We start from the raw sequence: 15,758 nt of genomic DNA on the forward strand, positions 1-15,758 counted from the left end.
CCGGCGAGTCAGTATGATAGGCGGGCACCTTCATTTAATTTCCCCAATTCAAGTCGGATTGAAATGGACCCCGATTGTGGGACCACGTGCTTAGTTGGAAGGGGCTGCTCCGTTTGATAGACGGAGCGCATGATGACAACGAAGACGAGACGCAAGATCGACGCGGCACTGAAGGCAAAGATCGCGCTGGAAGCCGTGCGGGAGCAGACGACGGTGGCCGATCTGGCCCAGCGCTATGAGGTTCACCCGAACCAGATCTATGCCTGGAAGAAGCAGCTACTGGACCAGGCGGCCCGGGCCTTTGACGCGGGTGTCGGGCGGGAGAGCGAGGACGCTCGCGAACGAGAGATCGAGAAGCTGCACGCCAAGATTGGACAACTGACAGTCGAGCGCGATTTTTTAGCGCGGAGGTCCGGAAGATGAGCACGCCGGACCGTCGAGGAATGCTCGATCGCGCCGACATGGCGCTGTCGATTCGCCGGCAATGCATGTTGCTTGGTATCGCCCGCTCTGGGGTCTACCGGCCGCCACGGCCGGCCAACGACAACGACCTCGCCCTGATGCGGCGCCTCGACGAGCTATTCACCGCCTGGCCGTTCCTGGGCTCGCGGCGAATGACCGCGATGCTGAAGGCTGAGGGGCTTCAGGTCAATCGCAAGCGTGTGCAGCGGTTGATGCGCAAGATGGGCATCGCGGCGCTGGGACCAAGGCCGAACACGACAAAGCCGGCACCGGGCCACAAGATCTATCCCTATCTGCTGCGCAACATGACGATCGACCGGCCAAACCAGGTGTGGGCGGCCGACATCACGTATCTGCCCATCGGCCGCGGCTTTCTTTATCTCGTCGCCATCATCGACTGGGCGAGCCGTGCGGTTCTGGCGTGGCGGTTATCGAACACGATGGACGTCTCGTTCTGCGTGGCGGCTCTGGAAGAGGCGCTGGCGAAGTACGGCACGCCGGAGATTTTCAACACCGACCAGGGCAGCCAGTTCACCAGCGTGGCCTTCACCGGCGCGCTGGCGGCCGCAAAGATCAAGATCTCCATGGATGGCCGCGGTCGTTGGATGGACAACGTCTTCATCGAGCGGCTGTGGCGGTCTCTCAAGCATGAGGACATCTATCTCAAGGGCTATGCCGACGGCCGCGAGGCCAAGGCAGGGATCGCGAGCTGGATCGCCTTCTACAATGATCGTCGCCTTCATCAGTCCCTCGGCTATCGCACGCCGATGGCGGTCTGGCGCGAACGGATGCAGGCCGCGAAGGCTGTGGACATGGTGGACAACGCTGACGCGTTGACCACATGCCCACAGCAACAGCAGCAGACAGAGTCTCTGGCAGCGTGATAGAAAGGATCAGGAGCGGTCAGTTTCCAACTAACAAACCGGTTCAAGCGGTCCCGCTCCGCGGGTCCATTTCAGATTGAAAGAACCCGTTTGTAGCAACTAAACATTGCATTTGCAATTCGCGCATTAGTACCTCGATCTCCTCGGGTTCAATGGACTGTGAGTAGACTGCCGCTCAACGTGAAATCGGGCCGGTGCGTGCGTAACGCTCGTCTTTCTCAATCAAAGTCTCCGCGGAACCTCATAGTTTTGCAGTCATTAATAGCCTCATTTCGCTGCACAAGTTAGCCATCCATATTAGTGTTGTTTCGGCGAACTTCCGGATCAGCTTGGCGGCGCTCAATGTCGCTGGCTTAGAGGCAGCCAGCCCCACCTACTGACGAAATCCGTCGAAAGACGACGCGAAAGCGCGTAATTCGAGCGCCTACACTGCGGCCATTGCATTAATCGGTATCGATGTGTCGCTACTATGCATCCTTCACGATGCCAACTGCTGCGGGCCCCGCAAAGATAATCGCTCAACTTGCCGCCCTCGGACAATTCCGTCCGCCGGGTGGCCATGCTGTGTTCGTAACGCCAGAACATTTGGACATATCGTCTCTCGACAGACTTGGCAGCCACCGACTTTACATGAAAATCGATTCCACACCCATTAAGAACTCTCGATGCCGCAACTTTGACGAGAGTGTGTTAGGCTGACCCATTCAATGCCAAACTTGAAGTCCTTTTCGCTCTATCTGGCGAAGGCCGACGTCAAAGCTTTTGATACGTTATTGACCGACACCGCTCGCGCAATGGTGAGAGCAGGCGAGGCGAAGAGTCATACATCCAGCCGGTTCGGCGATGGTGCCGCGCTCTATGTGTTTCCCGGCCGGAAGCAGGTTCCCAAATGGGTACCTCTTCTCAGATCTGCATTTGCAAATCTGGAGGACCATTTTGCACGATCGCCCTGCGCCTTGCTGCTGTTCCAGAGGAATAGCCATATCTTTGCGCTAACCTTTTCGTACGCCCACGTCTATCTGGACGACGCGAAAACCGAGGCCGATTTCGGACTCAAAGTCGCAGTCAATGCAGTTAGCGATGAGAAACTGCGTAGCGTAGAGCGAGCCAACATCGGCGCCGCCATACGTGACTTCGCGCAAGCAGTCGGGCAACGGGATTTGCGCTCCTTTGGAGTCGACGATGCGCTTGATTTGATCCGCAAGGTCAGCGGTCGGGTCGAGGATAGCGATTTCGCGCAGAACGTCACCGGTTCACGAGGGCTGCGATTCTCGAAAAAGGTCGAGCTCGTCGACGTTCCGGACGCCGCTCTTGAGGCCCTTCGGCTTTTCAAATCCAAAGCCTATCGAAACACCGGATTTCGCTTCATCGATTTTCTTTCGCCAGTGCTCGACACAACACTCGAAGAAAAGCTTAACGGCGAGCTTCTCAGCGCGATCCGAGGAAATAGCGATGAATTCGAAGTCGCGCTTCCGGACATTGTTTCAGAAAACATTACTTTCTTCCGGTTTGAACATGCCGGATTTAGCGATTTTTATCCCGACCTCTCATTGGACCTTTATAGGGGCAGCCTCGGAAGCCGGCTCCCTTCATTGCTCCTTGAAGACCTCGAGAGGCATACCATCGCCGCCTATTCAGAGAACGAGAATCGGCCAATCCAGTCCTGGTCCGTTCATCGCGCCCTCATTGGCTCTCTCGTTCTCAGCGATGAGCGCTATGCGCTTAACGAAGGGCGATGGTACCAGGTTGGGAAAAATTTTAAGGACGCCGCCGACCGGAAATTTGCGGAGCTGTATGGTGCACCGGACAAGAAGCTGCGACCCTTGAAGAAGGTTGTCATAAGCAATAGCAAAGGCAAGAAGCAGAAGATCGGATATCAGTCGGAAGAATCCTACAATCGCGAAATTGCGCAGGAGGCGGGCTATCTCCTCCTGGATCAGAAATTGATTCAGATTGACGAGGTGCCGGGACCTGGCATCGAAATGTGCGACTTGCTTGACATCGAGGGACGGCGATTCATTCACGTCAAGAAAAGCTCGCGCCAATCAAGTATTCTAAGCCACTTCTTCAAGCAAGGCGGTGTTTCAGCGCAGCTGTTGCGCAAATACGAACCTTTTCGTATCAAATTGGTCGAGACCGTCAAACAGCTCTACGGCGCGCAAACAGCACAGGAGCTAAAAGTGGAGCTGCAGAAGCGATGGACTGTAGAGTTTCAGATTGCTGACTTTCCGAGAGCCGACGGGACGCACAATATTCCATTCTTCAGTAAACTGACTTTGCGCGAGGAGTCGAGGGACATTGAAGCAATGGATTTCGATGTAAGTGTGAAGTTTATCAATCTGACGCGTATCACGCCAGGCACGTGATAGGGGCAGCAACAGACCAATGCCCAACAAATCCAAAACATAATCTGGCGGCGCAGCTTCTCGATCGACCCGCTGCGGGAAGTACCGAACGGCTTCGCGATCTTTGAGGACAGCCTCCACTCAGGCGTCCTCGAGGGAATCCAGAAGTTGCCCCAGCACGGCGAGGATGTCGCCCAAGCGCTCCGACAAGGCGGAATACACCTCCTCCTCGACCATCTACAAAGGACCGGTTTCCCGGCCATTGCCGCGGCCGCTCGATCTGACCGCCGACGAATACTTCTTCCTGTCTCCCGAAACCCTAGATACGACTACGAAAAGTCAGGGCTCTTGCCGAGCGCACGCGACCGCGCGATCTCTAGGAACTCGTGAAGCTCTATCGCACAGGGATGCGAGGCCTGTACAGCTCGTCGACGTCCTGCGTCAGAAATGCACTGCAAGGGAATGCATTTGTCGCATGTAGCCGGCATCGAACAGCATCGCGGGGTATTTGAGGCTGGCAGGGTGAGTATGGCCATCAGGCCCAGTTGCTGCGGCCCCGGGCTACGGGGCACTGCCGCCGCGCGGCTCGCATCCGCGACATATTGCGCAAGCCGGGGCATGTTGTCCGGCTTGTCGGCCTTTCGGGGACTGTAAAGAAGTCGGTTCTCGCAAACGGTGTCATCGGTGCCTGGAAAGCCGAAGCGAAGAAGGGCCCGTCGCCGTACGCCAAGTCAAGCTGCCGGCGGACACGCCGGCGCAATACAATGCTTTGGCGAGAGAAGCGCGCTGGCGCTGATCGCTAATCGCATTGTCTGGATACCTTATGCGACCGCGACGGACTGGTTTCGCTATCAGCGCGAGCGGCTGCATCTCGAAAAGGAGGTCGCAGCGCTGCAATGGGGGTCATCGGAGGGCGCCTTCTCGAATGCGGTGTTCTTTGCCGACGCCTGGCGGGGGGGGGGGGCGCTCGGCGTTATGCTCTATTCGGCGCTGCTCGCGCTTACGATCAAGACGATCGATCCGCCGCTGATCGCTGCCGCTTCGATGCCAGTGTGGCTCGCCTGCGTCTCGGCGCTGACGCTGGTCTATTTTTCGGGCGGGCTTGGCTTTCTGCTCGTTCTTGCGTTGGCGCTCGGGCGGCAGCCGGCGCGTGCTGATATCGGCTATTCGCCGACCATCACGGTTTCGGAGCCTGACGTTACAAACCTCGGCCGCGTGATTGGGAGCCCGCCTGTGACCCGTAACTGCATTGCTGCGCTGGTGTTCGCCTGTTTGGGACTATCGCGGGTCGCGGCCGCCCACTGCCGATCGCCACAGCGGACTTCAATAGGATCTTTGACGACCTGCAGGTCCATGTCGCCGCCTATACTGGTTGCGTCAACACGATGCCCAGTGCGGACCGGTGCTACCGGGAATTCAAGCGCTTACTTGATGTCCAGCAAAGCGCCCGGCTAACCCAACAGACTTTTATCTTTGCCTGCGGGATCACGCGCTGAAATAGGCTCGGCAATCGGGGATTCTGTGGATGGTGAGCGCTCCTCATTCGGGGATCTTAATCGAGATCTCGCTCAAGTTCTCACCGTTCCAGACGGTCGTGGCCTCCTCAGGCGTCGCAAAAAACTTAGTCGAGACCAGCATACCGAACTGCTCGCACTCTTCGCAACGAATGCGCCATGTGTTTTCGCTGGCTTGCCACTCGAAGATCGGCCTGGCGCAGCAAACGGGGCAATCGAGCACCCCTCGATCGGGAGCCTCGGCCTTCACGAGATGCGCGATGATATTCGGGTTGACTGTCATTCCTCTTCCTTCGCTGTGCGCCAATCGGCGCCGTGAACGCGGATCATCTCGCGGTGGGAGCGCTTGATGAAGGCGCGCTCGACGCAAAAACCTGCGGTGACGGAAGCGGCCAGCGCGAGGCCGCAGGCGATGTAGGTATTGACGAAGTCCCACAAAATGTTGGCGCCGGCGACCATAAGAAAAGTGAGTACCATGACCGTATTGCGAAATGTCTTAACCATGTTGTTCCCCGGCTAACTAGCGAGCGACCTTTTAACATTGCAACCGTGACGACCAGCGGCGTTGATGGCAATCGTGCGCCGTCTTTGTGCGAATCGTTCGCCGGGCACGTCCGAGAGTGATACCTGGCGGTCGCGGCCGTCAGGAGCAACGCGCTGATGGCCTTAGGCATCTCGTCACCGGCATTATCGGCGCGGTCTGGATGGGGCTGACGATGGCCCTACTGGACTAATTGTCGCCGGGGACTCCTTCCTACTTCTCGGGAGCAAGACTTCGCAGCACCGCCCAGAAATCCATGAGCTTTCGTCACCTTCATTATCCGGAAGGAGCATCAGCGGTTCTGTTTCGAACTCTTCTTCGCAGATCGCACCGGCTGATTCGGCCGCAGCGAGATGATGCAGGTTTCATTTCAAAAGACAGTATGTAATTGCAACGAGTGTCCAAAATAGACACGCAAACCAGGATGAACTGCGGCGATTTCAACGTTTGGCGCCCGCCGGTTTTGGTGCGTTCGGTCCTCGCCCGGCGAGTATGAGCGTAGAGTCGCTCTTATCTGCCGTCTTTCTGCTCTATAGTAATTTACGAAGCGGGATTTGGCTCTGACCAGTCGCGGGAGAGACGGCGGGGCTCCGCAGCGCGGGTGATGCTTGCCCGGCCCGTTTGTCTTCTCTTCATCTGATCCCTGGCCCTGCTTCGCAGTCATCTCAGTAAGGATGGACGTATCAAGGGAGCCGACCCGCGGTCCTCTCCCGCGGCCTATTGAAACGTAGCCAACATGGCAGAGACGTTCAAGGCCGAGTTCGACCGCCGTTTGGACGAGCTGCAAGCCACGGGCGTCATCGTTAGCCGGAATCAAGTTCGGCAGGCTTGCGAGCAGGAGTTCGCCTGACGACGGTCCCATGTGGCATTACCACCACATCGTGGCCTCCTACGAACGAAGGGGCTATACGGGCCTGATGGCCCGGATCTACCGATCCCTGATAACCGAATGACGGCATACCTATCCGCGGAACAAACGGCCAAAGACCGCGTTGCAGCCTTGCTTCGAGCTGGTCCACAGATCGGGCAATTACGGACGGCCTCAGCATTTTGCCCCCCGGCCACTGAGGCCGTTTTTAATTCGAGCTCGCTAGACGCGTTGGAACAGGGGATTCGGTTATGGGGTCATTTTGGCACTGGATTTTGACGACTACCGTATTTGCTAGCCGGGTAATGGGGATCATGCGAGGATTGCAAAACCGATCCATCGTCAATGCCGCTTTGTCGGCATTCATCCCGGGTTACGGGTTCGTCTATTTCGTCATCGGGAAGCCCGCGCCTCCGCGGATTAGCGAAGCGCCATAAAGCCGCCCCACGCTTCAATGCCACCGATCAGCGGGATCGTCGCGATCGCCGCAAGTCGGGTGTTTTTCCACTTCCAACGCGGCGGTTACCCGGGAAGCGGGTGGGCTTTGCAAGCAAATTCACCATGCATACGCTGGCGGAAGTCCGCCGACAAAGCGATGAACTCGGGCTCACCCGCGTCCGTTAACGCCGTTGCGCGTGTCTCCATCTGCTGGGTGAAGCGCGTTCGATTCGCCTTCGCCTCGAAGAGCTGAATAAAGGTCGGACGCGCGCGATCAGGGTGGTGTCCTGATCGCGCGCCAGATACTCGATAACTTTCGCTTGCAGGGACGTGTAGTCGGTGATGAGCAGCATTTACCAGCCCACCTGCAAGGCCGGCCGGTCGGTCCGGAGGTGCTTCCATTCCGGAGCATTGAGCTTGCCCTTTGAATTCGGTGGAGAACAAAGAGACTTGGCGTCGAGAGCCGTCTGGAGATTGGGCACCACGGCAGCCGTCATCGTTCCCATGCGCAATGGACCATATTGCCCAATCACTCGCCACATACTTTCTCTCCTTGCGCTGGGGATGAAGGGTAACGGCGCGCCAACAAGCGGACCAGCCTCTACGGGGAGAACGACGCACTCTTTCTTTAGGACAGATGCGCCGCCTTCGTCTCTGAAATAAGCCGATCATTATAGCGGACCGCGCCTCCAATCGTTTTCGCGTTGGCTCGCATTCGATTCGGCCGATGAGAAGCCGAATGCTCGCGTTCGCGCGATCAAGGAGGAGAATGGCCTGGCGCAGATCCTCAGCCGTCCGAGTTTGCTCGGCTTCAATTTGTGAAACCAGGAAGGTCGCATGGCTCAGCACTTTGGAAGCTTCCCGGTGCGAATGATCTTGCTCTGATTTGCCGGGGGCGCGCCGGTGGAAATTCAGGATCGTCGCCATTTGATCACCACATCTGAAAGTTCATCCCGCGGCCCGCCTTCCTTGCCGCAGTAGGAATCAAAAGGGAGGACGGACGAAAGCCAACACGAGGGGCCGGCAAAGCTCTTCTGATTTCGGTTGGAAACAGCCTCGCTAGCAAAAAAGCCCCGGCGTGAGTACGATTGTATGAAGCAGATAAATGCTCGTGCAACTGTCGATTTTAACGTCCGAACGCTTAACGGCGGATAGCTCTAACGGACGGCTCAATCGTAAGGCAGTAGACGACCAGCCTGGTGCCGTCGAAAACTTCTAGCATGCTATTGCAGACCGGACAGCGATACTCGCCTTTCTTTCCGGATTCAGACCATAGTTCGAGGCGACGGAAACCAGCGCCGCACTCAGAACAACTCACGTCGCTTTTCCTCATGTTCGGGTCTCACGCTTCAGGTCGTCACAATTCTTTAACACGCGTTTCATTGTCACACGAACTGATTTTGAATCCGCCGGATGTTCGGTCCATGGCATTTCATCCCATCGGCGAGTCTCCCGGCACGGGTAGGCTCGATCTGGCACCACGACAGCAGTAATCCTGCATGATGGGCCAGGAAAACGCACGATATCAGCGCAGGCGCGCGTCTAACTTTGCTGCGGGCGTTGCATTTTCGAGGCGGTCGCTCTTTCTCATGCGCTTTGATCGGGAAGATGAATAGAAAAAGAGCCATCGTCGACCCTAACGATTGTGTCGACGAGACGTAGGAAAGCGTGGCCTATGTTCACACGAAGGCGCCGATACCAGTTGATGACCTTGCCAACTAAATTCTGCATCTGGTAGGTGCCTTCTTCTGCGCGCTCTTCGCCCGGCAGACTAGGGTCATCGACATGTCTATATCATAGTGCTGGCTTGGCGCGCACGTAAACTTAAGCTCGCGCCGCGGGGGGAGCGATCATGAGCGAGCAGGGTGAAGCAAACGGACCCCCTCCGGGCGGAGCGCAGAACGGGCCGATTGCGGTTGATCCGACCGTCGATGAGCTGCGCCTGAGACGTCACGACATTCTCAGCACCGCGCTGCCGTTTCCGAAGCTCGACTGGACCACCCAAGGGAACGACAAGAACCTCGAGCTCGTACGCGACTATGCCGAAGGCCTCGCGAACAGCACGCTTGATTGGTATCTGCACCATCAAAAGTGGAAGAAGCGGTTGGCGCAGTCTCTTCACTTCATCATTTTTCTCTTTGTCGCGCTCGCAACTATTCCTCCCTTGCTCAAGCTCGGCATTCCCAACCGCTTGCAGAGCGAATGTACGTATTGCGATTGGGTGAACAGCCACGCCGGCGAGGTCGCGCTTGTCCTGCTCGGTATTGCCGGGGTCGCCAAGCTCTGGGATTCCAATGCGGGATATACCGTCGACTGGATGCGCTTCTTCACGACGGCGGCGGCGATCAACCGCGAGCTCACCAAATTCGAATTCGACTGGGACAAGATCGACCTCGAGCGGCGCGCGGCCCCGCCAATTACGGATGTCAGTGGCAACAAGGTTGATTCATCGGATACCGAGACGCTGGATCTTTATCCGGACCCAGCGTCAACTCGAACGCGCCAGGCTATTTTGCGAACTGATACTCGCGATGGTCGACGGCGAAGTCGCGATCTGGTCCGATGAATTCAAAAAGCGCTACGCCAAGCTGGTGAATCACCCCGGGCAGGACAGCAAGCCGTGACCAGTCCGTCGGACTCCACCGAACGGTTTCTCTCCCGCGCCCTCGAGCGCCGTTCGGGCAGGTTTGAGCCTTATTGGGAATGGCTGCTGCACCTGCTGATCGTTTGCGTCCGCATTGCCGTTGTCGTGGCGATCCTGGCCGCGCTGGGCACTTATTTCTATCACTGCATCACCCTTCAGTGCGTGCTTCCGGATGACGCGATCAAAACGGCCAAGGCGACAGACAAGGAGCCGGAGAATAGGGCCAGATCGTCCGGCGCGCGCGCAAACAATGTGCAAGAAAACGACGTGCAATACGTCTGGGTTCAGCTGATGCCTGACCAGGACACCACAAACACGCCAGGCGGGCGGCTGGTGCGCACGATCGGTCCCGAGGGCGGCCGCTGCCCGACCATCACCCAGGGCGGCAACAGCTTGCGGATGTATCAACGGCCGCCGTCGGCGGAACGGGCCTTTCGGATTCTGCTATGCGAACGCGTGCTGATCGACAACGGCGAGGCGAGGGTCGGTGCAGTCACGTTGCCGGCGCGCGCGGACGAGCCGAACGACATCGTCGTGATCGGCGACACCGGCTGCCGGATGGTTTATTGGCAAATCCAGCCCTGCCGTCTTGCCGACGGCTGGCCCTTCGCCAGAGTGGCGGACAGCGCCCTCAAACAGGTGACGGGAAAATCGTTCATCCTGCATGTCGGCGATTTTCACTATCGCGAGGATCCGTGCATCGACAGCAGCATCGATTGCGGGATGAGCCCTTTCGGCGATAACTGGGACACCTGGAAGGCGGAATTCTTCGAACCCGCCAGCAAGCTGCTGCAAGCGGCCCCCTGGGTGATCATGCGCGGCAATCACGAGGACTGCGCGAGGGCCGGCGCCGGCTGGATATTCCTGTTTGCGCTGCCAGGGCAATATGAGACGGCATCGGCCTGCGACAGCAACGCCCAGATGTACCAGCTCAACATTGGAGCGACGCAGGAAGAGCGGTCGCGCCGGCGCACCCTCGTGGTCATGGATACGTCGGACGAAAAGAACGAACACAACTACAAGGCCAATTGCGAGCGCTATGAAAGCCTGTGGACGCAGATCGGCGCCCTGAAATCCGATGGGGAAGTCTGGTTCGCCCTGCATCAGCCGCTGTGGGGGCGCGTCATGAAAGGCGAGCCGCAGCTGGGGACCAAGATGGAAGAAAACGACGAGGACCACACGAGCGGCTGCGCCAAAGACAGCAAACCCGGCGATTCTCCCCTGGCGGTCTTCCGCGATAAATTCGCAGCGGCGAAGAATAAGCCACGCGCCCGGTTGGTCCTCGCCGGCGACACCCATGCCTTTCAGTTCTTCTGGCCGAGGACTGCCCTGACCCCGATCCAGATCATCGCGGGCAATGGCGGGACCAAGCTCGACAAGCTCTACCAGACGACGCCCGAGGGAAAAACCCTGCTCGGCCCCGACCGCAAACCCATGCTCGACCAGGAACCGCCCGCGGTCACCCCGAGGACGTCGGTTGGCATCGACGGCAACAACCTGACGTTGGTGCAGTTCGGCTTCACTGTAATGCGGCGATCCGGCACCACGTGGTCCGCCACGCAATATGACCGTGAGGGCAAGACCATGGCGGTCTGCCAATTCTCCGAAGCGCTGTCGGCGACATCATCCGACCTAACAAACTGCAATGACATTCTCACCAGGGACCCGCCGTCGAACTAGGACTAGGGAACCTTCTGATCGGTGTCGCCTCGCGCGTGGCGGGCGCGTCTCATCAAGGTCAACTCACTGAGGCGCTTGAGCGCTCCCTTCGTCACCTGTCCGATTGCGGTTCGGCGCCGCAGATCGACGAGAGATCACCGTCGCTATCGCGAGCGTTACGGGCGTTCATTTTCAGGTAACGGCCGATCAGGCGCTCAAGCTCTCTCAGGCCCCAGCTGTTGCGGCGGAGAATGCGGCAAAATTCCGTCGGTCAACCGAATGCTGACACCCTTCGCCTGAATTCGTCGAAAATGCCCCGATCGTCGCCAGATATTTTCAGGAATAGAGCAGCAGCTATCGTTGCGCCGATCCTACGGCGTTGGGCAGCAACAACCCACGCTTCCTTTTGACAAATTCGCCACCTACGCGATCTCGGTCGCTGCTCAGCTCAAACGCCACAATCGTTCGGAGCTGACGGCCCTGCGAGGACAGCTTCTTCATTTGGAAAATGACTGCCTGAACCGAGAGCGCCTCTGCGCCTGGATGCTCGAATATGCGCTCTGGCTGGTTGATGATCGAGGATGTCGTGCTGGTGACGCATCGCTTGAAGCGCCAGCATAGATAGGTCTAATTTTGAACTGATGCGGGCGATGGACGATTTTGCTTGATGCCGCAAGTGGGCCGACATCGTATTTGAGGCCTCACGCAACTCTGGCAAGTCCCGTGAATCTAAAGCTCGCCACATAAAGTTTGCTGGACTTTGTGGCAGAAGCGTTTGATCGAGGTCAGAATCTGGTCTGCGCATTTGGTGCACTTGAAAGTGTTGGATTTCTGTTGTGCAGATCGATGAAGGGTGCGGATGTCGGCCTCGATGCAGAAAACAGTGAGGTCGTAGCATACCGCATATAGCTGTGCGTACGTCGTCCGGCACGCCAGGTCGCGATCGAGCGCCTGATCGCGCGGCACCGCTCAGATAGCGACCGGGCAACACGATGACGACGAACTCGCCTCTCGCAGTACGTCCGGTCCGGCGGCCGTAAGTCCGACAAGGTGGTTACATGCCTATCTTGGGATTGATTCCGCTAGCAAGGCCAGCGGCGCACACGGCTTCGCGCAGCATGATGGCCGGTCGGTTTGCCCAAGACCTTTCAAGCGGCAGGCGTCGACCATTGCTTATTTTGATCGAGCAGGGCGAAGATGCGGTCTGCTGATACCGGCCGACCGATGAGATATCCTTGGACTTCATCACAGCTGGTTTGGCGCAAACGCCCAAGCTGTTCGGCGGTCTCGACGCCTTCCGCCACCACGCCAATGTGCAGATCCTGCGCCAGCGTGATTATTGATTTTACGATCGCCGCGCTATCCGGCCGTGTCAGCATGTCGCGAATAAAGGACTGATCGATCTTGATTCGGGTATAAGGCAATTTTAGCAATAGGTCAGCGACGAAAATCCCGTTCCAAAATCGTCGAGCGCCACCGTCACCCCCAGTTCCAGGAGTGAGTTCAGGATCGATGATGCCGGCCCCTACTTTGAAATCAACATCGACTCCGTAATTTCGATTTCAAGACGGCTAGGGGCAACTCTGGCCTGCGCCAGGGCCTGCACGATCGTTTGCAGGATCCTGGTGTTATGGAATTGAGCTGCAGAAAAATTCACGGCGACCCTCAGATCGGAGGGCCAGTTCGACAGCGTCGAGCAGGCGCGTCGGACCACCCACTCACCGATCTGGTGGATCAATCCGGTTTCCTCGGCAATGGGAATGAACTCAGCCGGCGAAATGACTCCCCGGACAGGGTGTTGCCAGCGCAGCAAGGCCTCAAAACCGGTTATTCGGTTCTCGCGAATATCAAAGAACGATTGATAGACGAGAAAAAGCTCGTCTCTCCCGATAGCCTCCTCCAGATCCCGTTGCAGCGCCCTGCGATCGCGAGCTGATTTGTCGTCGCTGACCTCAAAGAAGCGAACCGTTCCCGGCCCCGCTTTTTTTGCGCGATAGAGCGCAAGGTCGACATTCTTCAGGAGCTCATGAGGCGTATTGCCGTCGCGCGGGGCCAACACGATTCCGACGCTCGTCGCGCCAGCGATCTCGCATCTTTCGATCAGGAATGGTTCGCCGAAAGCGCCGACGAAGTGCTCGGCGATTTCCAACGCATCTTCTGCTTTGGCCAGGTTGGTCATGATGACCGCAAATTCGTCCCCGCCGATCCGCGCGACAGTATCGGTCTCACGCGCGCATCGCTGCAGTCTCGCCGCCGCCTCAATGAGAAACTCATCTCCTGCGGGGTGGCCGAACTTGTCGTTCACTTCCTTAAAGCGATCGAGATCAAGCAGAAAAACCGCGAATTCCTCGCCCGAGCGAGCCAAGCGGTTCAGAGCAGCTTCGAGGCTTTCGTTAAAGGCGAAACGGTTCGGCAACTGGGTCAGCGGATCCCGCCGGACCCTCCTTTCAGCCTCCAATTGAGCAATGGTGCGCTTCGTGAATTCGAAAGAATTGGCGAAAACGCCGCGCAGAAGCACGAAGCCATAGGCCACAACAAGGATAGCGACGAGCAGATAGACGAAATCGCCATTTCGGCCGAGGCAGATTGCCGTACCCACAAAAATCGGAGCCGTGAATGCAACCGCCGCCACCGGAATCGTAGCAAAGGCGAATGCTCCGCCGGCGAGCATCCCGGAGCAAAGACATGTGATCACGAGGTGGCCGCCACTCGATGCGTCGGCGAAGAAAGCCACCGGAACGACCGACCAGGCGGTTCCAAGAACGAGCGCATTTCGCACCAGCCGATGCATGGCCTGTCGGGAGACGAACTGCGGCTTCGTAATCCGTCGTGATAAACGCGCCTTCAAGCCTATCGATAACGCGCCGCAAACCACGGCAGCTGCCCAGATCAGGGCATAGTTTCGGTTGGGCGAGTACCAGAGAGCAATCACGAGCACCGTCGCATTGCAGGCGTTGGCAAGCATTATTCCCAGCGAATAACCAAGCACGAGAGAGATCTGCTCCGCGCGAATGTGCCCTGCGACCGCTTCATCCGTCGCAGGGCCGCCAAAAGCCGCCAGATCCCCCGCGAATAGCTTCGAGAGATACGAGCTCAGATATGTCCTCATATGGGACCCCCGCAGGACTGGCTCTAACGTTGTCGCCAGTGCTGGAAGGTCGCGGCAAACTTTTGAGAAAAGATAAATTCTTGAATTTCGCCACGTCCGGCGCGGCATGGGCTGGCCGAACATTATTTAGCGGGGCCGAGAACTGTGCTGGCCCCCGTCTCCTCTATCACCGCAAACGCGGGGGCACAGTTCTGTACGTTGCGTACAGACTTACGCGTTTGATCGATCGCCGAATTAGGCTGACCGCGAATTAGACGGTGGGGCGGTATGATCGACAGTGCTCTACGAAGATGCGATCCGCGAACGTATCGTAAGTTACGGCCCCTGCGCCGACGATTTTTTCTGCGATGAGATGTATGACGCAGCTTGTGCGGGACATCTCGCCGCTTTCCCGCGCCATATCCGATAGAACGAAGCAATCCTGCGGGTTCGTCGCAAGGAGCGCACGATACGAACGTAAAGGCCGAGGTGTCGAGATTAGCCCTCAGAACAGGTCTGGCCCGGGTGAATTTTAAGGGCATTGTCGAGGTTAACACTAACTCCGCTCTGTCGCCGCGGCGGACAACGCCATTCTTGTTAGAGCGATCCAGATGATGGATTGCAGTGCCGCTCGCACTCAAACTGGAAGTGAAATGTGACGATTATCCTGGCACTGCTAGGGAGCGCAATCATCGGACTGGCGACGGGTCTGTTCTTTCGGGTCTGGGCCATGGTGCTAGTGTCTCCTGCGACCGCGGTCCTCGCCGCGATTGTTCTTCAGGCCTCCGGCTTTGGCTTCTTTGCTGGCGTGTCCGTCGTCATCGGATGCCTCGTCGTCGGCCAGATCGCCTACTTGCTGGCAGCAGCGTTCCACCTGCATGAGGGGGACATCTCAGTTCAGGACGAAGCCGACGGCGATCCAGGCGAACACCGCTATCAGGATGTCCGCGACAAGCACCAGTAGCGCAAGGCCCGTCCAGGAAGGCAGTTTTCGGCGCAGCCGGAGGGTTTTTCGTCGTGTCAGCAGACGACCCACTAAGAACGGAGGTGCGTATCTGACAGCCATGCAAGCCGCACTTTTTTGAAACACCATGGATCCCATTGCGGCACACCTTTCAATGCTAATGGTCGTTTACCGTTTCATCAGCAAGAGCAGTGCCAGTGCGGAGCATCGCGCCGCGATGTAATCCGCCGACGGATGGCGAGTGTGATCATGGTTAGCGTCGAGTTGCGGGCTGCGGCGCTGCATTTGCGAGGCCTTTGAATAGTGGAAGCCTCAACCTTGTTGGCAGGCTGTCATACGATCTTGGTTCGT

9 protein-coding genes and 2 pseudogenes are annotated in these 15,758 nt (G+C 57.8%); 7 read left to right on the forward strand and 4 right to left on the reverse strand.

The genetic code is table 11. The annotated features are described in order from the left end of the window. The first annotated feature begins 132 nt into the window (after positions 1-132). The 3 genes from ACNJYB_RS05525 to ACNJYB_RS05535 all read left to right on the forward strand — a co-directional run bounded on the left by ACNJYB_RS05525 (position 133) and on the right by ACNJYB_RS05535 (position 5,146). Positions 133-1,346 (forward strand): IS3 family transposase gene (locus tag ACNJYB_RS05525; RefSeq protein ID WP_271580986.1). Its coding sequence is split into 2 segments (ribosomal slippage): positions 133-409 and positions 409-1,346, totalling 1,215 coding nucleotides; the frame shifts between segments, so codons are not numbered across the junction. Between the two features lie 707 nt (positions 1,347-2,053). Beyond that, complete coding sequence (locus ACNJYB_RS05530) at positions 2,054-3,712, forward strand: DUF6119 family protein (RefSeq protein WP_439373074.1); 1,659 nt, start codon at positions 2,054-2,056, stop codon at positions 3,710-3,712. 663 nt (positions 3,713-4,375) lie between these two features. Continuing rightward, complete coding sequence (locus tag ACNJYB_RS05535; protein ID WP_439373075.1) at positions 4,376-5,146, forward strand: hypothetical protein; 771 nt, start codon at positions 4,376-4,378, stop codon at positions 5,144-5,146. 84 nt (positions 5,147-5,230) lie between these two features. On the opposite strand, the gene ACNJYB_RS05540 is transcribed toward ACNJYB_RS05535, so the two are convergent. After that, positions 5,231-5,488 carry a hypothetical protein gene (locus ACNJYB_RS05540; protein ID WP_439373076.1) on the reverse strand — a complete coding sequence of 86 codons (258 nt, stop codon included), beginning with the start codon at positions 5,486-5,488 and terminating at the stop codon, positions 5,231-5,233. Further along, on the reverse strand, positions 5,485-5,709 hold the full coding sequence (locus ACNJYB_RS05545; protein ID WP_439373077.1) for a hypothetical protein: 225 nt from the start codon (positions 5,707-5,709) through the stop codon (positions 5,485-5,487). Before ACNJYB_RS05545 ends, ACNJYB_RS05540 begins: the two co-directional genes overlap by 4 nt. A 3,195-nt stretch (positions 5,710-8,904) precedes the next feature. On the opposite strand from ACNJYB_RS05545, the gene ACNJYB_RS05550 reads away from it, so the two are divergent. From ACNJYB_RS05550 to ACNJYB_RS05560, 3 genes are all read left to right on the forward strand, one after another. Then, the gene (locus ACNJYB_RS05550; RefSeq protein ID WP_439373078.1) at positions 8,905-9,618 is read left to right on the forward strand and encodes an SLATT domain-containing protein; all 714 of its coding nucleotides are present in this window, start codon (positions 8,905-8,907) and stop codon (positions 9,616-9,618) included. 54 nt (positions 9,619-9,672) lie between these two features. After that, the gene (locus tag ACNJYB_RS05555; protein ID WP_439373079.1) at positions 9,673-11,376 is read left to right on the forward strand and encodes a metallophosphoesterase; all 1,704 of its coding nucleotides are present in this window, start codon (positions 9,673-9,675) and stop codon (positions 11,374-11,376) included. 339 nt (positions 11,377-11,715) lie between these two features. Next, entirely contained in the window at positions 11,716-11,976 is a 261-nt protein-coding gene (locus tag ACNJYB_RS05560) for a hypothetical protein (RefSeq protein ID WP_439373080.1), read from the forward strand. A gap of 108 nt (positions 11,977-12,084) precedes the next feature. Here ACNJYB_RS05560 and ACNJYB_RS05565 read toward each other — a convergent pair. Continuing rightward, positions 12,085-12,228 (reverse strand): annotated as a pseudogene (locus ACNJYB_RS05565) (IS630 family transposase); the annotation flags it as partial. A gap of 275 nt (positions 12,229-12,503) precedes the next feature. Continuing rightward, a pseudogene (locus tag ACNJYB_RS05570) lies at positions 12,504-14,464 on the reverse strand (putative bifunctional diguanylate cyclase/phosphodiesterase). A 634-nt stretch (positions 14,465-15,098) separates the two neighbouring features. On the opposite strand from ACNJYB_RS05570, the gene ACNJYB_RS05575 reads away from it, so the two are divergent. After that, positions 15,099-15,407, forward strand: coding sequence for a hypothetical protein (locus ACNJYB_RS05575; RefSeq protein ID WP_439373081.1), 309 nt, complete (start codon positions 15,099-15,101; stop codon positions 15,405-15,407). Positions 15,408-15,758: the final 351 nt, after the last annotated feature.

The sequence above is a fragment of the Bradyrhizobium sp. SMVTL-02 genome (genome assembly GCF_051853005.1).
Lineage (GTDB): Bacteria > Pseudomonadota > Alphaproteobacteria > Rhizobiales > Xanthobacteraceae > Bradyrhizobium.